This is a genomic window from Arthrobacter sp. KUASC02 (assembly GCF_059739395.1).
Genome location: NZ_AP046053.1, coordinates 4061874 through 4082641, shown reverse-complemented (window position 1 = coordinate 4082641; position 20768 = coordinate 4061874). Strand labels below are relative to the sequence as shown.

The following is a 20768-nucleotide window of genomic DNA, read 5'->3' as shown; positions in this document are numbered from 1 at the left end:
AGGACACACCACTGAACCCGAGGAAGGGAACCGCAATGGGCGATCTCGCACGACTGCCGCTGCTTGAGAAAGCACCCACCACACATGCTGGCCTGCTGGCATGGGTCGAAGAGGTTGCAGAACTTACCCAGCCCGACCGGATCCACTGGGTTGACGGAACGGAAGAAGAGAACACCCGGCTGACGGATGAACTCGTGGCGGCGGGAACGCTGACCAGGCTGAACCAGGAGCTGTTCCCGAACTCCTTCGCTGCGTTCTCCGATCCTGCGGACGTGGCACGCGTTGAAGAGCAGACGTTCATCTGCTCCGAGAACAAGCGTGACGCCGGCTTCACCAATAACTGGATGGCACCGGCCGAAATGAAGCAGAAGCTTCGCGGCCTGTTCGCGGGCTGCATGCGCGGCCGCACCATGTACGTCATCCCCTTCGTTATGGGCCACCTGGATGCCGAAGATCCCAAGTTCGGCGTGGAGATCACGGACAGCGCCTACGTTGTCGCCTCCATGCGCATCATGGCCAACATCGGCACTGAGGTGCTGGACAAGATCACGGCGACGAACGCGTTCTTCGTTCCCGCCCTGCACTCCCTGGGCGCCCCGCTGGCCCCCGGCCAGGCCGACGTCGCGTGGCCCTGCAACCCGGACAAGTGGATCGTGCACTTCCCTGAGGAGCGTTCCATCTGGTCCTTCGGCTCCGGCTACGGCGGCAACGCCCTGCTGGGCAAGAAGTGCTACGCCCTGCGCATCGCCTCCGTGATGGCCCGGGACGAGGGCTGGCTCGCTGAGCACATGCTCATCCTCAAGCTCACCTCGCCGGAGAAGAAGTCGTACTACATGTCCGCGGCCTTCCCCTCGGCCTGCGGCAAAACCAACCTCGCCCTGCTCGATCCGACCATCGAGGGCTGGGAAGTCGAAACCCTTGGCGACGACATCACCTGGATGCGGATCGGCAAGGAAGGCGAACTGCGCGCCACCAACCCGGAGGCGGGCCTGTTCGGCGTAGCCCCGGGCACCGGCTGGGGCACCAACCCCAACGCCATGCGCGCCATCGCCAAGGGCCACAGCATCTTCACCAACGTTGCCCTCACGGACGACGGCGGTGTGTGGTGGGAGGGTATGACCGACGACGTTCCGGCGCACCTGACCGACTGGCAGGGCAACTCCTGGACTCCGGATTCGGACAAGCCGGCCGCCCACCCGAACTCCCGCTTCTGCACGCCGATCTCGCAGATCGACATGCTGGCCGAGGAGTACTTCAGCCCCGAGGGTGTTGAGCTCTCCGCCATCCTCTTCGGCGGCCGTCGCAAGACCACTGTGCCCCTGGTGACCCAGGCGCGCAGCTGGACCAACGGCATCTTCATGGGTTCCACACTCTCCTCGGAGACCACGGCCGCCGCTGCCGGACAGGTCGGAGTGCTCCGCCGCGACCCCATGGCCATGCTGCCGTTCATCGGCTACGACGCAGGCGATTACCTGAAGCACTGGATCAGCGTCTCAGGCAAGGCCAACCCGGAGCGCCTGCCGCACATCTTCCTGGTCAACTGGTTCCGCCGCACCGCCGACGGCGGATTCGCCTGGCCCGGATTCGGCGACAATGCCCGTGTCCTCAAGTGGGCCATCGAGCGTCTGGAAGGCAAGGCGGACGCCATTGAGACCCCGATCGGCTTTGTGCCGACCGGCGACTCGCTGGACCTCATCGGCCTGGACCTGACCCACGCCCACGTTGAAGACGCCGTCCGCGTCGACCGCGAGGAGTGGGACGCCGAGCTGGCCTCCATCGAAGAGTGGTACGCGAAGTTCGGCGACTCCCTGCCCGAGGCCCTGCGCTCCGAGCTGGAAGGCCTGAAGGAACGCATGGCGGACCACAGCTAATCAGCTGGGGACAAACAGAGACAACGACGGCGGCGCCGCACCTTTTCCGAAAAGGTGCGGCGCCGCCGTCGTTCCCGCCTCTGACTCTAGGAAGCGAGCCAGATGTCCGGGCCGAAGACTTCGTAGTGGATCTTCGTCGCGGGGATGCCGGCGTTAATGGCCTCGTTGCGGATGTGCTTCATGAACGGGAGGGGGCCGCAGAGGTACAGCGAGGCATTGGCGGGCAGGTCCACTTCGCGCAGCGACATAAAGCCGGCGTTCGCACCCGCCTGCGGCTCTTCCAGCCAGAGCTGGAGGTCGGCACCCTCGAGGCGCTCGACGTCGTCCGTCATCTGCCCGCGCAGGGCCCAGCTTTCCAGCGTGCTTTCCGCGTGGAGCACCAGTACCCGGCGGTCGGAACCGGCCTCAGCCAGCGACCGCAGGATGGACGCCGTGGGCGTGCAGCCGATGCCGGCCGAAGCCAGGACCACGGGCCCGTCGCCCTCCTTGAGCGTGATCTCGCCGTACGGGTTGGAGATCTCCAGGATGTCGCCGACCTCGACGCCGTTGTGCAGCACGGGGGAGACCTCGCCGCCGTCGTCGAGCTTGGTGGTGAAGGTGCGGCTGGTGCCGGCGTCGTCGGAGAGGGAGTACTGGCGGACCTGGCGCAGGCCGTCCGGGAGCTGGACCTTGACGCTGACGTACTGGCCGGGAAGGGCGGGCGTGATCGGGGTGTCGTCGGCCGGTTCCAGGGTGAAGGTCATGGCGCCGGTGCCGGCGGGCGTCTTCGCGGCAACGCGCCACGGGGTCCACATCTTGTCGTTGGCCTGGATGGCGTAGAGGCCCTTTTCGATCTTGATGAGGGCGTCGGCCATGAGCCAGTAGACCTCGGTCCAGGCCTCGGCGATTTCCGGGGTGATGACCTCGGCGAGGTCCTCCGCGATGGCGGCGAAGAGGTGCTCGTAGACAACCTGGTACTGGGGTTCGGTGATGCCCAGGGAGGCGTGCTTGTGGGCGATCCGGGAAAGCACGGTTTCCGGGAGGGTTCCGGGGTTGTTCACCAGGTGCGTGGCGAAAGCGGCGATGCTTCCGGCCAGGGCCTGCTGCTGGTTGCCCGACCGCTGGTTGGAACGGCTGAACAGTCCGTCCAGCAGTTCCGGGTGCGCGCCGAAGAGCCGTGCATAGAACTTGGGGGTGATGTCGCCGATCCGGGATCCGACCAGCGGCAGGGTGGCCTCAATGACAGGGCGGGATTTGTCCGAGAGCATGTATACTCCTGAGGTAAGGGCCCGGGTCTTTGTCCGGACCGCGATCAATACATGTATTTGAAATACGAGTATTTATACCTAAGTTCTACACGTCGTAGAAAAGAATTCAAAATCGGCGGGGAATCAGAGCCCGGGGCGCAGCCCGATCGCCTGGAAAACCGGCGCCATCTGGCGCGTACCGGGGAGGGTGGACACCACGATGTCGTCGAGTTCGCGGTAGAAAGCCTCGCGTGCCCGTGCCAGGGCGCCGCGAAGCTTGCATTCGTTGATCAGCGGGCAGTCGCCATTCACGGAATGGCAGTCGGCCGGATCGGCCCGGGTATTCAACTGCCGCAGGAGCTGCCCGACGGTGGCCCGCCGTCCGGCGTCATTCAGCCGCGACCCGCCGTTACGTCCCCGTTCGACGTCGATCACGCCAAGTTCGCGGAGCTTCGCCATGGCCTTGCTGACATGGTTGTAGGGCGTTCCCACGGCATCGGCGATGCTCTGCGTGGTCAGCAAGGTGCCCTGCGGGGCCGCCGAGAGCACCATCATGGCGCGCAGGCTTACGTCCGCGAACGCATTGATCTTCATGTCAGCAACCCACTGGAGGTCTAGTCCACCCAGATCGCGGGTTCGCTGGAATCAGCTGCAAGCTGTCCGAACTCCCATTCGTGTGACTCGGCGTTGGGCTCGTAGGGCAGCACCGCGGCGAAAACAGATCCGTCACGGTGCTCGGCCGCCACGTGGATGGCGTCCGTGGCTTCTTCCAGCAGGGTGATGTCACAGACCACCGCCGCGGCCCGGAAGTCGTCCCGGTTCTGCCGGAGCAGTTCCGTGAGGTCGCTGATCATCGTATCGGCGTCGAAGTCGCCCTCGGCACCGTCCTCAGCGTCAGCCGGAGTGACGGCGACCAGGCGGACCTCGCCGTCGTTCTCCACCACCAGGGCGAACGGCAGGAAACCGCCGTTGCGCCCCAGCTGCTCCTGGGCAGCGCCGACGCCGGTGCCCAGCAGGTTTTCCAGGTCGGTGGCCGTAGCTTCTGGCACCGTGTCCCGCCAGGACGTGCCGGAACGTTCAGTCATGCGGGCGGCCTAGCCGTTGACCAGGGCAAGCACGCGGTCGCGGATGCGTTCCATGGTGGGCCGGTCCGTGGCCTCGGCGTTAAGGCGGAGGAACGGTTCGGTGTTGGAAGGGCGCAGGTTGAACCACCAGCTGCCGTCGCGGGCCGTGAAGGTGCTGCCGTCCAGCATGTCGACGTCGACGTCTTCACCGGCAAAATCGGCGCGGACCCGCTCGACGGCGCCGGCTTTGTCCTCGATTTCGGAGTTGATTTCGCCGGAGGAAATGTAGGGCTCGTACTCGTGACCGAGTTCGGACAGCGGACGGTCCTGCTCACCGAGGGCGGCCAGGACGTGCATCGCGGCGAGCATGCCGGTGTCCGCGTTCCAGAAATCGCGGAAGTAGAAGTGCGCGGAGTGCTCGCCGCCGAAGACGGCGCCTTCCTCTGCCATGACTGCCTTGATGAACGAGTGGCCCACGCGCGTGCGGACGGCGCGGCCGCCGTCGTGCGCCACGAGTTCCGGCACCGCCTTGGAGGTCAGCAGGTTGTGGATGATGGTGGGCGTTTCCTCGCCCTGGGCCTTGGCGCGGGCGATCTCGCGGCGGGCCACCATGCCGGTGATGGCCGACGGCGACACGGGGTTGCCCTTCTCGTCGATGACGAAGCAGCGGTCGGCGTCGCCGTCGAAGGCCAGCCCGATGTCCGCACCGTGTTCGACGACGGCGGCCTGCAGGTCCAGGAGGTTCTCCGGCTCGAGCGGGTTGGCCGGGTGGTTCGGGAAGGACCCGTCCAGCTCGAAGTAGAGGGGAATGATGTCGAACGGCAGCTTGGGCAGCAGGGCGTCGCCGAGGACCGCCGGGGTGGTCAGGCCGGCCATGCCGTTACCGGCGTCGACTACCACCTTCAACGGGCGGGATCCCTTGAGGTCCACCAGCTTGCGGAGGTATTCGGAGTAATCCTTCAGGACATCGTGAACCCCGATGAGGCCGCGCTTGCCTGCGGCCGGGATGGAGCCGGCGTGGAGGTAGTCCTCCGCGCGGGCCTGGATTTCCTTCAGGCCGGATTCCGACGAAATGGGCTGGGCGCCGGCCTTGGACATCTTGATGCCGTTGTATTCGGCGGGGTTGTGGCTGGCGGTGAACGTTGCCCCTGCGGCCTTGAGCGCACCGCAGGCGTAGTAGAGCTCGTCGGTGGAGATGAGGTCCAGCAGCTGGACGTTGGCTCCGCGGGTGGCCGCACCGTTGGCGAATGCCTTGCTGAACTCGGGGGAGGAGGGGCGCATGTCGCCGCCCACCAGGACCGTCTGGCCCTCGAGCTTCAGGACATCCACGAATGCGGCGCCTACGGCTTCGACGATTTCGGCGGTGATTGACTCGCCCACAATGCCGCGCACGTCGTAGGCCTTGAACGATGCCGAAAGGTCAAAAGTCTTTGTCTGGTCGCTAGTCACGCGTTCCATCTTACGGTGAAGCGCAAAATGGCTGTGGAGGAGTAGTTGCATTACGCGGGCGCGCCGTCCACATGGCCCGGTACCCGGCTTCGCGGCTGTCGGAGGGGGCTGGGATACTGAATCAATGGCCAATAACCAGAATGCTGCTGTCCTTTCCGCTTCCGCCGATCTCCCCGCGGGTGGACAGGGGACTCATGCCCAGGCCCTGGAAGTTCTTCGCGGCCTCGTAGGACATCCCGAGGCCAGCTTCCATGACGGCCAGTTCGAGGCGATTGAAGCACTGGTCGACGGCGGGCGCCGCGCCCTTGTGGTGCAGCGCACCGGCTGGGGAAAATCGGCCGTCTATTTTGTGGCATCGCTGCTGCTCCGGCGCCGCGGGGCCGGTCCCACGCTGATCGTTTCGCCGCTGCTGGCCCTGATGCGGGACCAGGTGGCGGCAGCTGCCCGGGCAGGAGTCCGTGCAGTTGCCATCAACTCCGCCAACCAGCTCGAATGGGATACCGTCCGCGAGCAGCTGGCCGCGGACCAAGTGGACGTGCTGCTCGTATCCCCGGAGCGGCTCACCAACCCGTCGTTCCGGGAGAACCAGCTGCCCGAACTGATCCGCCGCACCGGGCTCCTGGTGATTGACGAAGCACACTGCATCTCCGACTGGGGCCATGACTTCCGTCCCGACTACCGGCGCATCGCGGACCTCATCACGCAGTTGCCGGACACCGTCCCCGTGCTGGCCACCACAGCCACCGCCAACTCCCGGGTGGTCCATGACATCGAAGAGCAGCTGGGCGACGGCGTGCTGACCATCCGCGGCGCCCTGGGCCGTGAATCGCTCCGGCTCGGCGTGCTGCAGCTGGCGGATTCCCGCGACCGGCTGGGCTGGCTGCTGACCCATCTGGCGGACCTGCCCGGCAGCGGCATCATTTATACCCTGACGGTCTCCGCGGCGGAGGACACCGCCCGGCTGCTCGCCGAAGCCGGCCATGAGGTCCTCGCCTACACCGGCCGCACCGATCCCGCGGACCGCGAACGGGCGGAACAGCTCCTCAAGGACAACCAGGTCAAGGCGCTGGTGGCCACGTCGGCCCTGGGCATGGGATTCGACAAACCGGACCTGGGCTTCGTGGTGCACCTTGGCGCCCCGTCGTCTCCGGTGGCCTACTACCAGCAGGTAGGCCGCGCGGGGCGTGGCGCGGCCAACGCCGACGTCCTGCTGCTGCCCGGCTCCGAGGACCGTGACATCTGGCAGTACTTCGCCACCGCATCCATGCCGTCGGAGGAAAAGGCCGCGGCCGTCCTGACCGCGCTGGCCGAGGCCGGTTCGGCTGTGTCCACAGTGGCCCTCGAAGCGCGCGTGGACCTGCGGCGCACACCGCTGGAACTGCTGCTCAAGGTCCTGTCCGTGGACGGGGCCGTGGAGCGGGTGGGCGGCGGCTGGCGTTCCACCGGCCAGCCCTGGAGCTACGACGCCGACCGGTACACCCGCATCGCCGAGGCCCGTGTGGACGAGCAGGACTCCATGGTGATCTACCAGGACACCGCCGGCTGCCGGATGGAATACATCACCTCCGTCCTGGACGATGAAACAGCCCGTGCGTGCGGCCGCTGTGACAACTGCGCCGGACGCTGGTTCCCGTCCGACATCGCATCCGCGGCCACAGAAGCGGCCGGCCAGACGCTCAGCCGTGCCGGCATGGCACTGGAACCGCGGCTGCAGTGGCCCAGCGGCATGGACCGGCTCGGGGTCACCGTCAAGGGCAAGATCAAACCGGAGGAGAGCCTCGCCGAGGGCCGCGTGCTGGCCCGCCTGACCGACCTCGGCTGGGGCGGCGCCCTGCGGGAGATCTTTGCCTCCGGCGCGGGGGACCGCGAGGTGGACCCCGCCATGCTGCAGGCCTGCGTGCAGGTGCTCCGCGAATGGGGCGCCGGGAACGGACGCAGCCCCGGCTGGAGCGGCGTCGGACGCCCGGCAGCCATCGTCAGCATTCCGTCGCGCAGCAAGCCGGCCCTGGTCGATTCGCTGGCGCGCGGAATTTCCGGTATCGGCCGCATACCCTACCTGGGCCAGCTGCAGCTGGAACACGGCGGGCCCACCGGCGGACGCGGGGGCAACAGCGCCTACCGGCTGGCCGGAGTCTGGGACCGGCTCGTTGTGGGACCGGAGCTGGAGGCCGCCATGGCCGGCATCCAGGGTCAGAGCATCATGTTGGTGGATGACCTTACGGACAGCCGCTGGACGGTCACGGTTGCAGGCCGGGCACTGCGCCGCGCCGGTGCCGGTGCCGTCCTTCCCCTCGTGCTGGGACAGGCCGGGTAGGCCCCCTCCGGCGGTCCGCGTAAGGGGCGGACTTATTCTGGCACCGTGCCTGGCACGCCTATAGGATCGGCGAATGAGTCCAGGCCAGGAGCCATGAGCGAATCCCAGAGCAGCGCCGCGTCGGCTGTCCGCCAGGAGTGGCAGCCGCGGCTGGCCCTGCTGGTTGCAGCCACGTTCTTCATGGAGTTCCTGGACGGCACCGTGCTGACCACCGCCATCCCCAGCATCGCGGCAGACTTCGCCGTGGCTCCGGCCGACGTCAACATCACCATGACGGCCTACCTGATGACCGTGGCCATGGGCATTCCGGTCAGCGGCTGGCTGGCCGAGCGCGTGGGTGCCCGCCGTGTTTTCTGTGCCGCCATTGCGGTGTTCACCGTCGCCTCGTTCCTGTGCGCGGTGAGCCAGGACCTCACCATGCTCACCGTCAGCCGTGTCCTGCAGGGTGCAGGCGGGGCCATGATGGTGCCGGTGGGCACGCTCGTGGTGCTGCGCAGGACACCCAAGGAGGACCTTCTCCGGGCCACCGCCTACCTTGTGTGGCCCGGGCTGCTGGCGCCGGTCCTGGCGCCGCTAGTGGGCGGGGCGCTAACCACCTTCCTGTCTTGGCACTGGATCTTCCTGATTAACATCCCGCTGGGCCTTGCCGCGTTTATTGCGGCCCTTCGCCTGGTTCCGCAGGGAGCCGGGGACCAGTCCCGCCGCCTCGACTGGGTGGGGCTGCTGCTGACGACGGCCGGTGTCGGGGCCCTGGTGGTGGGGCTCGAACTGGCCACGGCGCACCCCTCCGGACCGTTCGGGGCGATCAGCGTGGCCGCGGGCCTGGTGTTTATCGCCGGGGCAGTCCTGTGGTTGCGGCGCACCACCAATCCGCTGTTCCAGCTGAATGTTTTCGGCACCCGGACGTTCCGCGCAACGTCCACCGGCGGGTTCATATACCGCCTGACCATCAGCGCGGTTCCGTTCCTGCTGCCGCTGATGTTCCAGGACGGCTTCGGCTGGGATCCGCTGCACGCCGGCGTTATGGTGGCGGCGGTGTTCATCGGCAACATCGGCATCAAACCCGCAACCACGCCGCTGATCCGCAGGTTCGGTTTCAAGCCCGTCCTCGTCTTCGCATCCCTTGCCTCGGCCCTCACTTTTGGCCTGTGCGCGCTGCTGGACGGCGGGACCCCGGAGCCGCTGATCTTCGCCCTGCTGGTCTGCAGCGGCGCGTTCCGCTCCATCGGATTCTCGGCCTACGCCTCCATCCAGTACGCCGACATCGTTCCCGGACAGCTGCCGTCGGCCAACGCCATTTCGGCCACACTCGTCCAGCTGGCGGCCGGTGCGGGCATCGCCGTCGGAGCCTTGTTCCTCCGGCTCTTCGCCGCCCCCGGCGCCTTCGGAGCGGACCCCGTTGCTCCGTACCGCGGCGCGTTCCTGGCCATCGCGGTGCTGATGCTGCTGAGCACCGCGGACAGCCTGGCCCTCCACCGCCAGGCCGGAGCGGACGTCAGCCGCGGGCGTTCAGGCGCACCCAAGCCAGCGAATCCCTAGGACGTCAAACCCTAGGACGTCAAACCCTCGGACTCCAGCGCCTCGGACTCCAGCACGGCCATGGCTGCATTGTGGCCGCCGATGGCGCTCACCGCCCCGCCGCGCCGGGCTCCGGAGCCGCACAGCAGGATGCGGGGATCGTCGGTGGACACGCCCCAGCGCCGGGCGGGAGTGTCCCGCGGGGCGTCGTCCTCCATGAACGGCCAGTCGAGTCCGCCGTGGAAGATGTTGCCGCGCGGCATGCCCACGGCGCGCTGGATATCCAGCGTGGTCCTGGTTTCGATGCACGGCGTTCCGTCGGCGCCGGTCAGCAGCAGATCCTCGATCGGTTCCGCCAGCACAGAGTTGAGGGATTTTACGACGGCGGCCTGCAGCGCCGTCCGCATCGCCTCGTTGTTCTCCGCAGTGACCAGCCTGTCCGGCACGTGGAGTCCGAAGACCGTCAGGGTGTGGGCGCCGGAGGCCTGCAGCTCCGTGGAGAGGATGCTGGGATCGGTCAACGAATGGCAGTAGATTTCGCAGGGCAGCGGGTCCGGGACCGTTCCCTGTTCGGCGGCCCGGTAGGCGTCGTCCAGTTGGGTCCAGGTTTCGTTGATGTGGAAGGTGCCGCCGAAGGCCGCCTCCGGGCTGATGCTGCGGTCCAACAGCTGAGGCAGGCGCTTCAGCAGGAGGTTTACCTTGACTTGTGAACCCTCGCGGAGGTGGTTGGGGTTCACAGGTGCCGCCGCCGCGGCGGCACCGGCACTGGCACCCGCACCCGCACCCGCGGCGGCACCGGGGCCCGGCATCGGCTCTGGCGAGCGCAGCCGGTCCAGCACCACGGGAGCCACGTTGGAGAGCACCCAATCGGCGGAGGCAGAGCGTTCCTGGCCGTCGTGGCGGTAATGAACTGTGCCTCCGGGCCGGACGCGGGTCACCTCGGCGGCGGTCAGGATGGTGGCGCCGGCCTCGCGGGCGGCCCGCTCCAGTTCGCCGGAGACAGTCCCCATGCCGCCTATGGGCACATCCCAGTCTCCGGTTCCGCCGCCCAGGAGGTGGTACAGGAAGCAGATGTTCTGCTGCAGGTCCGGGCTGTCTGCCCTGGCAAACGTACCGATCAGCGCATCCGTCAGCACCACGCCGCGCACCAGGTCACTTTGCAGGCCGCGGGTGATGGCTTCGCCGATGGGCCGCTCGATGACCGACTCCCACACATCATCGGCACCGGCGGCTTCAGCGAGTTGCCGGGCCTCGGAGCGGGTGGGCAGGGGCGACGTCATGGTGGGCCACAGCGCCCCGGTGAGCTTCCGGCACTCCGCATAGAAGCGATCAAAGGCCGCGGCTTCGGCAGCCGGGGCACCCACTGATGCGAAGGACGCCGCCGTGGCCGCCGCATCCCCGTTGTCGATCAGGAGGCCGCGGCCGGGGCTGCCCGGGTCCGGCGTGTAGGACGAGTAGCGGCGCCGCGCCAGCCTGATGCGCAGTCCCAGGTCGTCAATGATTTCCTGCGGCAGCAGGCTCACCAGGTACGAATACCGCGAAAGGCGGGCGTCGACGCCGTCGAACGCCCGGGCGGAGACGGCCGCTCCGCCGGCGTGGTCCAGTTTCTCCAGCAGCAGGACGTCCTGTCCGGCCCTGGCCAGATAGGCGGCAGCCGCCAGGCCGTTGTGTCCGCCACCGATAATGACCACGTCGTGATTGCTGTTCTCCGCCATGGGCCCATCCTGCCACCCCGGCCGGCGCGCAGCCGGACACGCAACCCGCCGTAGAAACGCAAAAGGCCCCGGTCCAGGGACCGGGGCCAAACGCGGAGACGGGGGGATTTGAACCCCCGGTGGAGTTGTGCCCCACACTTCATTAGCAGTGAAGCCCATTCGGCCGCTCTGGCACGTCTCCAATTGCTATTCCTAGCCCACCAAGGATACGCAGAACGGGGCAGTCAGTGCAAAACGGTGCTAGTAGTCGGAACGGCCCGCCAGCGAACGCCAGAGGAAATGCTGGCTGCGGCTCTGCAACGCGGCCGCCTGCCGGTTGTCGGAGGCACCGGCGTGCCCGCCCTCCAGCGCCTCGTGGAACCAGACGTTGGGGATGCCCATGGCCTGCATCCGGGCCGCCATCTTGCGGGCCTGCACGGGACCCACCCGGTCATCTGAAGTTGCGGTCCAGATGAACGTCTCCGGGTAATCCACGCCGTCGCGAAGGAGGTGGTACGGCGAGAACGTCCGGATGAACTCCCAGTCCTCGGGCACGTCAGGGTCCCCGTATTCGGCGATCCACGAGTACCCGGCGGACAGCTTGGTGTAACGGCGCATGTCCAGCAGCGGCACACCGCAGGATACAGCGCCGAACAGTTCCGGGTACCGGGTCAGCATGTTGCCCACCAGCAGCCCGCCGTTGGAGCCGCCTACACAGCCCAGCCGCTCCTTGGAGGTGACTCCCCTGGAGATCAGGTCCCTGGCCACTGCAGCGAAGTCCTCGAACGCGCGGTGGCGCTTTTCCTGCAGCGCGGCGCGGTGCCACGAGGGTCCGTATTCGCCGCCGCCGCGGATGTTCGCCACCACGTAGACGCCGCCGCGGGTGTGCGTGGCGCTGCCTTCGCCTTCACCGGCCGCGCCTTCACCGGCCGCGCCCTCACCGGCGCCGCCGCGTTCGCCGCCGGTGTCGGTCCGGCCTGTGGCCGGGCCCCCGGCGTCGGTCCGGCGTTCCAGCCAGGCCCGGCCGATCGCGCCGCTGTAGGCAGGCGTCCGGGAAACCTCGAACCCGCCGTAGCCGGACAGTTGCGTGGGGTTCTGGCCGTCAAGCACCAGGTCCTTGGACGCCACCTGGAAGTACGGCACCCGGGTGCCGTCGTCGGACACGGCGAAGTGCTGCTGGACCTCGTAGGCCGAGTCGTCAAAGTAGGACGGCGAGGTGCGGATCACCTCGTGCTCGCTGACCACCTGCCCGACGCTGCCGCGGCGCAGCGTTCCCCGGGTGAGCGTGCTGGGCGTGGTGAAGCCGGTGGCCACGAGCCAGAAGTCGTTCCCCGCGCCGGGGGCTTCCCCTTCCGGCACCGGCACATTGCCGCCGGTACCGTCGTCGTCCGTGCCGTCGTCGTCCATGCCCGTTGCCTCGTCCTCGTCGTCAACGGCGAAGGCGTTGACGTCGTGCAGCGGCGGGCAGGCGTCCAGCAGCGTCGAAGCCCATGCGGCCTCTGTTCCGGGCCGTTCCGGATCCAGGACGCGGATCTCCGAGGACACATCCCGCAGGAGGTTGAGCAGCAGGAAGTTGCGGGTCCAGCTCCACGACTGCAGCGATGTGTGCGCGTCCGGGGTGAACAGGACCGCCAGTTCGCGGCTGCCGGCAAGGTAATCCTCGAACCTGGCGGCGAGCAGCGAACCGGCGGCGTACGTGGTTCCGTCGACGTCCCAGTCGCCCTGCGGGCGGAACAGCAGCCACTCCCGGTGCACGCTCAGGTTCACGTCGGTCGGGGCGTCGATGACCACCCAGGATCCGTCCCGCAGGACCGACGTGCTCTTGTTGAAGAAGCTGATCCAGTCCATGGCGAAGGTCCGCTCGAACCCGGGCGTGGAGTCATGCGCCACCAGCGCCATCATGTGGTCTTCGGGGATTTCAAACAGCCGTTCGGCTGCCGCGAGCGATCCGCCGCGGGCAAGCCGGACGGCGGTGCGCGCGTAGGACGAGGTGGTGCTGGGCAGGCCTTCGGCGGTGGTGGACACCAGCAGCGTGTCCCGGTCCAGCCAGGAAGCGTTGCCCTTGGCCGTGGGCAGGTCGAAGCCGCCCGACGCCGGGTCCACGAATGTCCGGGTCTCGACGTCGAACTCGCGGTAGCGGTTGGCGTCGCCGCCGTCGGGGGAGAGGGCCACCAGCGCCAGCCGGTGCGGTTCGCCGGGCGCAGGGCGGAGGAAATTGGCGCCGTGGAAAACCCACTCTTCGCCTTCGGCGGCGGCCAGCGCGTCGACGTCCAGCAGCACATCCCATTCGGGCTCCCCGCTCCGGTAGCTCTCCCAGGACGTCCGGCGCCACAGCCCCTTCGGGTTCTGGCCGTCCCGCCAGAAGTTGTAATACCAGTCGCCGTGCTTGCCCACCATGGCGATCTTGTCCGTGGAGTCCAGCACCTCCAGGATGCGGCTTTCGAGCGCGGCATAGTCGGCGTCTTCGAGCAGGTCCTCGGTGCGGGCGTTCTGTTCGCGGACCCAGGCCAGCGGCTCCTCGCCGTAGATCTCCTCAAGCCAGATGTTTTCGTCGGTCGGTTCGGGCGCTTTCCCGCCGGGGGAAGAGGCACCGGACACGGGCTGGTGATCAGCTGCTGTGGTGGTCATGGCCCTACGAAACAGCATCCGCGCGCGGCTAGCAAGTCACATGCAGATACTCTGGAGGGTGTGGGCACATCGCAAAGCATCCGGACAGCACTAATAGGGGCCGGACCCCGCGGCACCAGTGTCCTGGAGCGGCTCCTCGCCAACTGGCGGCTCAGGAACCCCTCCGATTCGGCATCTTCGGGGACTTCCGGACCGCATGGCACCGCGAGCCACTCCGCATCCAGCCTCCATATCGACGTGGTGGACCCGTACCCGGCCGGGCCGGGCCACGTGTGGCAGCCCGGCCAGTCCCGGCTGTACCTGATGAACACGCAATCGTTCTATCCCACCGTCATTCCCGAGGACCCTGAGCTGGCGGCACCCGTGGCCGGCAACACCTTCGAAACATGGCGTGCGGCGCAGCAGGACAGCCCGCACCCTTCGCTGACCGAGGATGAACGCCACGAACTTGCCAGCCTCGGATCCCGCGATTTTCCGAGCCGCGCCCTGTACGGCTGCTACCTCCGCTTCACCCTGGACGAGCTGCTCGCGCACCTTCCGGAAGGCGTCACCGTCCAGTTCCACCGCACCACCGCCACCGCTGTGCGGCCGGCAGGAAACGGAACGTTCGACGTCGAACTCGAGGACGGCGGGCCGCTCACCGTCGGGTCCGTGGTGCTGGCCCTGGGCCATCTTGAGTCCAGGCTCAACGCCGAACAGCGCGAGCTCCAGGCAGGGGCCGCCCGGCTGGGCCTCCTGTACCTGCCCCCTGCGGTCCCCGCCGACGTCGACTGGTCTGTGGTGCCAGCCGGCGAGCCCGTCCTGGTCCGGGGCATGGGCCTGAACTTCTTTGACGTGATGGGCCAGCTGACCGAGGGCCGGGGCGGGAGGTTCGTTGCGGCAGAAGGCGACGGCACGGCGGACGGCGTCCCCGGGCAGGGGAGGGCCGGTCTCGAATACGTCCCGTCCGGCAACGAGCCCCTAATCATCGCGGCGTCCCGGCGCGGGACCCCTTACCGGGCCAAAGCGGACCTTGCAGGATACTACCCGTCCGGCGTGACGCTGCGGTACTGCACCGAGGCCGCCGTCGGAAGGTTCGCGGCCGCGGGAATCACCCCCGCCTTCGACCACGACCTCTGGCCCCTCCTGCAGCGCGACGCGCTCTGGGCCTACTATTCCACCTTGGTTCGGACCCGTCCGGACGCCGTCAACGAGCCCGAGGCGTTCCTGGCCCTGCTCCAGGAGGCGATGCGGCCGCACGCCCACAGCGTCTCCCGCTGGGAAGCCGAAGCGGATGACCTGGTGGCCAGGCATGTGGCGCCGGACCAGCGGCTGAACCTCCCGGGCCTGGCAGCTCCCCTGGCCGGCCGGAACTTCGCGTCGCAGGCTGAGGTGGATGCCGCCGTCGTCGACTACCTGCTCGATGACGCCCGGCGTTCGGCACTGGGGGAGGACGACCCCGTGAAAATGACCATCGGGGCGCTGCACCACGGGCGGGCGGTGCTGAAATCGGTGGTGGCCGACGGCGGCATCACCGATGAGTCCTGGGTCGCCGGCCTGCGGGGCTGGTTCGAGTCGTTCGTCGAAGGGCTGGCCAGCGGCCCGCCGGCCATCCGGGCCGAGCAGCTCGCAGCGCTCGCCAGGGCGGGCGTGGTCAGCTTCGTGGGCCCGGATCCGAAGTTTTCGCTCGACCGCGCGGCCGGTTCCTTCAAGGCCGTGTCGCCGTGGGTCAACGGCGGGGCCATCCACGCCCGCACCATGATCGAGGCGCTCGCTCCGGCCAACCGGGTTTCCGTCAATGTGTCGCCGGTGCTGGAGCAGCTGCTCGCCGACGGCCTGGCCCGGCCCCGGCTGATGATGACTGTGGAGGGCGCGCCGGTGGAGACCTCCGGACTTGACGTCAGCCCGCACCCGTACCGGCCGGTGGGCGCCAACGGATCCGTCTCGGAAGGACTGTACGTACTGGGACTGCAGCTGTCCGCGGCGCAGTGGGGCACGGCCATCGCCGCGGAGGCGAGGCCGCAGGAGGGGCCGGTGTACCGCAGCGGCCAGCGCACCCTCCGCGACGCCGACGAGATAGCCCGCCACATCCTCGACCGCTGACCTCCCGGACACGAAAATGCCCCGCGTCCGGGGCCGGAATCCGAAGGGATTTCCAGCCCCGGGGCGGGGCAAGTTCAGTTACCGTCAGGCCGGGAAACTAGCCTTTCAGGCACTTCTGGTACTGGATCCAGGCCAGGCCGTACTTGATCCAGCCTGCAAAGTCGTACCACTTGGTGGGCGGGACGGGCGCGGTGCAGACCGGCGGCACCGGTCCGCTGGAAGCAACCAGGACAGCCGTTTTGACCACGGTGCCCGATTCAGCAGCGGTGAGCACCAGGGTTCCGGCGCCTGAGGCCACGCCGGCCGGAACCTTCACGTCCACTGCGGCAGCCCCGGCGGACACCGGGATGGTGCCGAGCTGGGTTACGGTGCCCGCAGCGTCCGTGAAGGAGGCCGCCAGCGACGTGTTGACCGGGCTGCCCAGCGACGTGAGATCCAGCTTGGAGACGGCCAGCGTGATGGAGTCGCCGGCCTTGACCTCGGCCGCCGTCGTGTTCACCACGGCAACAGTGCGGCGGGCAAAGTCCGGCGCTGCCGGGTTGTGCTCCTGCAGGTACTTGATCCAGGCGTCGCGGTCCACGAGCCCTGAATCCTTGGTGCCGGTTCCTTCCTTGAAAATCCGGAAGTTGTCGCCGCCGGTTGCGAGGAAGCTGAAGGTGCCGACGCGGTAGGACCTGGCCGGATCGATGAGCGAACCATTGACCCGGATGGACGTGATGCGGTCACCCGCGGCACGTGCGGCATCGTAGGTGTAGTTGACGTTCTTGGACAATCCCAGCTGCTGGTAGGCGCGGCTTGGGACCGTGCCGTCCGGGTTGGTCTGCCACTGCTGTTCCAGGAGCGTCTTGAACTGTGCCCCGGTCAGGGACGTGGTCCAGAGGTTGTTCACGAACGGAAGCACGGCGTTCGCCTCCGCATAGGTGATGGTTCCGTCCGGCGCGAAGTACAGCTCGTTGCGCAGGCCGCCGGGATTCACGACGCCGATTTCGGCGGCGCCGAGGTCCGGAGCCTTGAGTGCGTCCACCAGTGAGTCCGCCACCAGGTTGCCCAGGGTGGATTCGCTCGCACGGTCGTCACGGGACGCCGGGCTTGTTGCCGTGGCGGGCGTGAAAGCCGTGGTGATATCAGCGGTGACCTTGCCGACCGGCTGGTTGCCGATGACGGCAGCGTCGGCGACAGCCTTGTCAACGATTGCCTTCACGGCTGCCACCCGCGGGTACTTGGTCACAAGGTCCGCGGCCGTCTCCGTGGTGGTGGGGACGGTGCGCTTGACGTTGCCCGCTTTGTAGCCGGTCACCTGCATGGTCTTGGTGTCGATCGTCAGCTGGATCTGGCCGATGAACTCGCCGTAACTGCCGGTCTGGACAATGGGGCGCGTCCTGCCCGTCGGCTGGCCGTTGCCATCCAGCACCGGAGCATCCCAGGCGTACTGCTTGTGGGTGTGGCCGGTGAAGATGGCGTCCACCTCGGGAGAGGTTTCGTTGACGAGTTTGGCGAAGGGGCCGCCGGCTGCGACTTCCTGTTCCAACGTGGAGCCTTCGGGAGCGCCGGACCCGGCGCCGTCGTGGTTTTCCACGATGATGACGTCGGCGAGCTTGTCCGCGGTGATCTTCGCCGCAACGCGGTTGATCGCTTCCACGGAGTCACCGAACTCAAGTTCGGTGATTCCGGCAGGCGTGACCAGCGATGGCACTTCCTGGGTGACGGTGCCGATCACGGCCACCTTCACGCCGTTCATCTCCAGCACCGTGTATTCGGGCAGGGCCGGTTCCGTGGTGCCCTTCTTGTAAACGTTGGCGCCGAGATACGGGAACTTGGCGTTCGTTCCGCCGGCGACGACCCGGTCCCGCAGGTCCGTCCAGCCGCCGTCGAACTCGTGGTTGCCCACGGCGGACGTCTGCAGCTCCAGGGCGTTCAGCACATCGATGGTGGGCTGGTCCTTGGCGACGGCGGAAGCGAACAGCGAGGCTCCGATGTTGTCTCCGGCGGACAGGAAAGCCGTGGCGCCCGGTGCCGCGGATTCGCGGAGCTTTTCGATGGTGGCGGCAAACAGGATCGTGTTGGAATCGATGCGGCCGTGGAAATCGTTGATTCCCAGGAAGTTCAGGTCAACGCTCGGCGGCAGGACCGGTGCGGCCGGCAGATCAAGGCCCACCACCACGGGATCGTGGTCGCTTGCCCTGAACTGGTCCGGCGCATAGTAGTTGGTCACATTGTTGTTATACCGGCTGTACTCCAGCGCCACGGACTCCACGGAGTTGATGTTCCAGATGTCGGCGCCGGTGACCACCGAATTGGCGGCCGGCGAGGCAAGGACGTGGTCCAGGGAACCCACCAGGCCGCCGAACAGGTAGGAGTGCTTGGCGGAGCCGTCAGCGTTCTTGGCCTTCTCGTCCTGGTTGACGTAACCGGCAGCCGTGAGGACGTTGATGGGGTCTTCCTTGGCGTAGGAATTGAAGTCGCCCAGCAGGAAAACCTTGTCCGTGCCCTTCGAGGACTGAAGGTCGTTCGAGAAGCTGAGAAGTGACTTGGCCTGCTCGGTGCGGGCAAGGTTCGAGGCGCCCTGGCCCTGGTCGGTGTCCTCAGGAGTAGCGGCAGAGCCCTTGGACTTGAAGTGGTTGGCGATGGCAATGAACTTCTTGTCATCGGAGGCACCAACCGGCTTGAACACCTGAGCGAGCGGCTTGCGGGCGCTGGCGAAGGCCACGGTGTCGTTGTGGATGATGGATTCGCCCACCGGTTCCGCAGCAGCCTTCTTGTAGATGAACGCGGTCCGGATCATGTCCTCGTCAGCCAGCGGCGGAGCGTTGGAGGGGGTGCGGACGTAGTCCCAGATCCCCGGCGTGGCAATGTTCAGAGCCTCCACCAGCTTTGCCAGGGCGTCGTCGCGGTCTTTGCCGAACTGTGCCGAGTTCTCTACTTCCATCAGGGACACGACGTCGGCGCCGGACTTGCCGATGGCGGCCACGATCTTGTCCTGCTGGCGCTTGAGGTTCTCGGCGTTGGCGGCACCGCGGGCGTCGCACCCGCCGCGGACCGTAATGGGGTTGCCGTCGCGGTCGGTGTAGAAGGTGCAGCCGGCCAGCATGTCGCCGGTGGTGGGGAAGTAGTTCAGCACGTTGAAGGAGGCAATCTTGAGGTTGCCTCCGACGGCGCCGGGGGCCTCGGCGCGGGTGGCGCCGAAGGTGGCCGGCTGGATGATGCCGGCGTTTTCCGGCGTCAGGTGGGTCAGCGGCTGGAACTTCCAGGAGTTGTTGGCGTAGCTGAGCACCACATCGGTCTGGAACGTCACGGCTGATCCGACGCGGACCGGATCCGACGTGGTCAGGTACGGCAGCACCTGCGCCTTGGTGGCGGCGTCCTTGAGGAAGTTGGTGGTGGCGCCGTCGTCGAGCTTGATGCCGCGGGCGGCGTTGGCGGCAACGGTTGCCGTGTACTCGGCCGAACCGTAAGGTGCCACGGCGGTGGGCTGTTCAAGTGGAGTGGTGCCGCCGGCCAGGCCGATTTCGCCGTACTGGTTCAGGGAGTAGTTGTCAGTGACCGTCACCGGTCCCTGCGGTGTCAGCAGCATGCCTTCGAGGGATTCACGGAACGCTTCATCCGCCGGGAGGGAGAAGCCGGTGGACTTCACCTCCGGCGCCGCCTCGGCGAGCTTCGTCAGCCCGGCCGCATCAGCAACACTCACCTGGGTCATGCCAAAGAACTCGCTGACGGCGCCGGTGATTTCGACGTAATCACCGATGGCGACCGAGCCGACTGTTGCGGGCGAGAAGACAAAAACAGCGTCCGACGCCGTGTGGTTGGCTGGCGTCAGATCGCCGCCGGTCCCGGGGGTCTGGACGTAGAAGCCGGAGAAGCCGCCGGTTGGGTACGCCGCGGTCACCTTGCCCCGCGTCGTGACACTGGCGCCGACGAACGGGCTGGCCGCACCGGAGCCCTGGATCTCGGCGATGGTCTTCGTGGCGGGCAAAGGCGGCGGATCCACGGGATCGGGGTCGACAGGCCCGGGGTCCACACTGCCGCCGGCCGCCGTCGGGGTGATGGTGGCGCTAAGGGCGAAGTCGGCCGCGTTGCTGTTGGAGTCCGCTCCGTTGGTGCGGTTCAGGCTCTTGACGTCGGTGTTGCCGTCGGGCGCTGTGGCAGCCTGAGTTTCGAACGTGTTGGACGTGCCGTACCCCAGCAGGTCGGCCACGTTGGCGGGCTCGATTACCGAACCGGTGGCCAGCGAAGTGATCGCAGTGGCCTGCCTGGCCAGGACCAGGGTGCCAGTGGTTCCGGACGGGTTCAAGCCGCTAGCCACCAGGTCCGGAGTGGGCAGGTCGGCGCCGGCGGGGGTGGGCGCTCCGTTCGCCCCGCCCTGGACCAGATAATAACCCTTCGCCGGGATACTGCCCTTGAGGGCCGCCACTCCGTTGGGTGCGGCCGTTCCCGTGCCCGAGCGGTACTGAAGGGACCAGCCATCCAGCGAAACCGGCGCATCTGACGCGTTGTACAGCTCTACGAATTTGTTCTTGTAGGCCGCTCCGGAGCTGCCTCCGCTGAGGTACGCCTCATTGATGACCACTGGCGACGTGCCCGCAGCGGCTGGTGAGACCTCCACTGCGAACGCCGGGACGGCTGCCAACGGGGCGGCGATAAGCCCCGCTGACAACGCCGTGCCCAGCGTAATTTTCCATGGTGTGCGTTTCATCCGCTCTAACTCTCATTAGGGTGCCCCGGGTAAGGGCTCGGTGGAATGTGTCCGGCTTTTTGGCGCGGACAAAAAGGGCCCGGACTTTACTCCTGGTCAAGCAGTTTCCGGCACAGCAAAACAGGGTCGAATGAACGTGTGATTGATTCAGCGTGCATTCTGCGAGACGTCCCCCAGCGAAACGTTCACCGCCGGCCGCAGGGCAGCATGGGCCCTGTCCCGGCAACGGTGT

Annotated in this window: 11 protein-coding genes and 1 tRNA gene; 4 read left to right on the top strand and 8 right to left on the bottom strand. The window is 67.4% G+C overall.

Annotated features, from left to right (window positions below):
• The first annotated feature begins 35 nt into the window (after window positions 1–35).
• Window positions 36–1871: a phosphoenolpyruvate carboxykinase (GTP) gene (locus tag AC6JAC_RS18700; RefSeq protein ID WP_497966017.1), complete on the top strand. Its 1836-nt coding sequence runs from the start codon at window positions 36–38 to the stop codon at window positions 1869–1871.
• Window positions 1872–1957: 86 nt separating this feature from the next.
• Here AC6JAC_RS18700 and AC6JAC_RS18695 read toward each other — a convergent pair whose 3' ends face one another.
• The 4 genes from AC6JAC_RS18695 to AC6JAC_RS18680 all read right to left on the bottom strand — a co-directional run bounded on the left by AC6JAC_RS18695 (window position 1958) and on the right by AC6JAC_RS18680 (window position 5610).
• Window positions 1958–3118, bottom strand: a complete 1161-nt coding sequence (locus AC6JAC_RS18695; protein WP_028271061.1) for a globin domain-containing protein — start codon at window positions 3116–3118, stop codon at window positions 1958–1960.
• 123 nt (window positions 3119–3241) lie between these two features.
• The gene (locus tag AC6JAC_RS18690) at window positions 3242–3691 is read right to left on the bottom strand and encodes an RrF2 family transcriptional regulator (protein ID WP_454697623.1); all 450 of its coding nucleotides are present in this window, start codon (window positions 3689–3691) and stop codon (window positions 3242–3244) included.
• A gap of 20 nt (window positions 3692–3711) precedes the next feature.
• Window positions 3712–4182 carry a hypothetical protein gene (locus AC6JAC_RS18685; RefSeq protein ID WP_497966014.1) on the bottom strand — a complete coding sequence of 157 codons (471 nt, stop codon included), beginning with the start codon at window positions 4180–4182 and terminating at the stop codon, window positions 3712–3714.
• A 9-nt stretch (window positions 4183–4191) separates the two neighbouring features.
• Entirely contained in the window at window positions 4192–5610 is a 1419-nt protein-coding gene (locus AC6JAC_RS18680; protein WP_497966012.1) for a phosphomannomutase/phosphoglucomutase, read from the bottom strand.
• Between the two features lie 124 nt (window positions 5611–5734).
• Between AC6JAC_RS18680 and AC6JAC_RS18675 the strand changes: the two genes are divergently transcribed.
• Window positions 5735–7924: a RecQ family ATP-dependent DNA helicase gene (locus AC6JAC_RS18675; protein WP_347899439.1), complete on the top strand. Its 2190-nt coding sequence runs from the start codon at window positions 5735–5737 to the stop codon at window positions 7922–7924.
• A 93-nt stretch (window positions 7925–8017) separates the two neighbouring features.
• Window positions 8018–9463 (top strand): MFS transporter, encoded by a 1446-nt coding sequence (locus AC6JAC_RS18670; protein WP_497966010.1) that lies wholly within the window; start codon window positions 8018–8020, stop codon window positions 9461–9463.
• 11 nt (window positions 9464–9474) lie between these two features.
• Here AC6JAC_RS18670 and AC6JAC_RS18665 read toward each other — a convergent pair whose 3' ends face one another.
• The 3 genes from AC6JAC_RS18665 to AC6JAC_RS18655 form a co-directional block, all read right to left on the bottom strand.
• On the bottom strand, window positions 9475–11157 hold the full coding sequence (locus tag AC6JAC_RS18665; RefSeq protein ID WP_497966008.1) for a phytoene desaturase family protein: 1683 nt from the start codon (window positions 11155–11157) through the stop codon (window positions 9475–9477).
• 93 nt (window positions 11158–11250) lie between these two features.
• A tRNA-Ser gene (locus tag AC6JAC_RS18660) sits at window positions 11251–11338 on the bottom strand.
• Between the two features lie 59 nt (window positions 11339–11397).
• Entirely contained in the window at window positions 11398–13764 is a 2367-nt protein-coding gene (locus tag AC6JAC_RS18655) for a prolyl oligopeptidase family serine peptidase (protein WP_497966006.1), read from the bottom strand.
• Window positions 13765–13824: 60 nt separating this feature from the next.
• Here AC6JAC_RS18655 and AC6JAC_RS18650 point away from each other — a divergent pair, with 60 nt between their 5' ends.
• Entirely contained in the window at window positions 13825–15846 is a 2022-nt protein-coding gene (locus tag AC6JAC_RS18650; protein ID WP_497966004.1) for an FAD/NAD(P)-binding protein, read from the top strand.
• 97 nt (window positions 15847–15943) lie between these two features.
• Here AC6JAC_RS18650 and AC6JAC_RS18645 read toward each other — a convergent pair whose 3' ends face one another.
• Window positions 15944–20536, bottom strand: coding sequence for an ExeM/NucH family extracellular endonuclease (locus AC6JAC_RS18645; protein WP_497966002.1), 4593 nt, complete (start codon window positions 20534–20536; stop codon window positions 15944–15946).
• Window positions 20537–20768: the final 232 nt, after the last annotated feature.

Excerpts from the sequence above, each read along its gene's own strand:
- AC6JAC_RS18700 (WP_497966017.1), top strand. The coding sequence starts at position 36 with ATGGGCGATCTCGCACGACTGCCGCTGCTTGAGAAAGCACCCACCACA.
- AC6JAC_RS18695 (WP_028271061.1), bottom strand. The coding sequence starts at position 3,118 with ATGCTCTCGGACAAATCCCGCCCTGTCATTGAGGCCACCCTGCCGCTG.
- AC6JAC_RS18690 (WP_454697623.1), bottom strand. The coding sequence starts at position 3,691 with ATGAAGATCAATGCGTTCGCGGACGTAAGCCTGCGCGCCATGATGGTG.
- AC6JAC_RS18685 (WP_497966014.1), bottom strand. The coding sequence starts at position 4,182 with ATGACTGAACGTTCCGGCACGTCCTGGCGGGACACGGTGCCAGAAGCT.
- AC6JAC_RS18675 (WP_347899439.1), top strand. The coding sequence starts at position 5,735 with ATGGCCAATAACCAGAATGCTGCTGTCCTTTCCGCTTCCGCCGATCTC.
- AC6JAC_RS18670 (WP_497966010.1), top strand. The coding sequence starts at position 8,018 with ATGAGCGAATCCCAGAGCAGCGCCGCGTCGGCTGTCCGCCAGGAGTGG.
- AC6JAC_RS18665 (WP_497966008.1), bottom strand. The coding sequence starts at position 11,157 with ATGGCGGAGAACAGCAATCACGACGTGGTCATTATCGGTGGCGGACAC.
- AC6JAC_RS18655 (WP_497966006.1), bottom strand. The coding sequence starts at position 13,764 with ATGACCACCACAGCAGCTGATCACCAGCCCGTGTCCGGTGCCTCTTCC.
- AC6JAC_RS18645 (WP_497966002.1), bottom strand. The coding sequence starts at position 20,536 with ATGAAACGCACACCATGGAAAATTACGCTGGGCACGGCGTTGTCAGCG.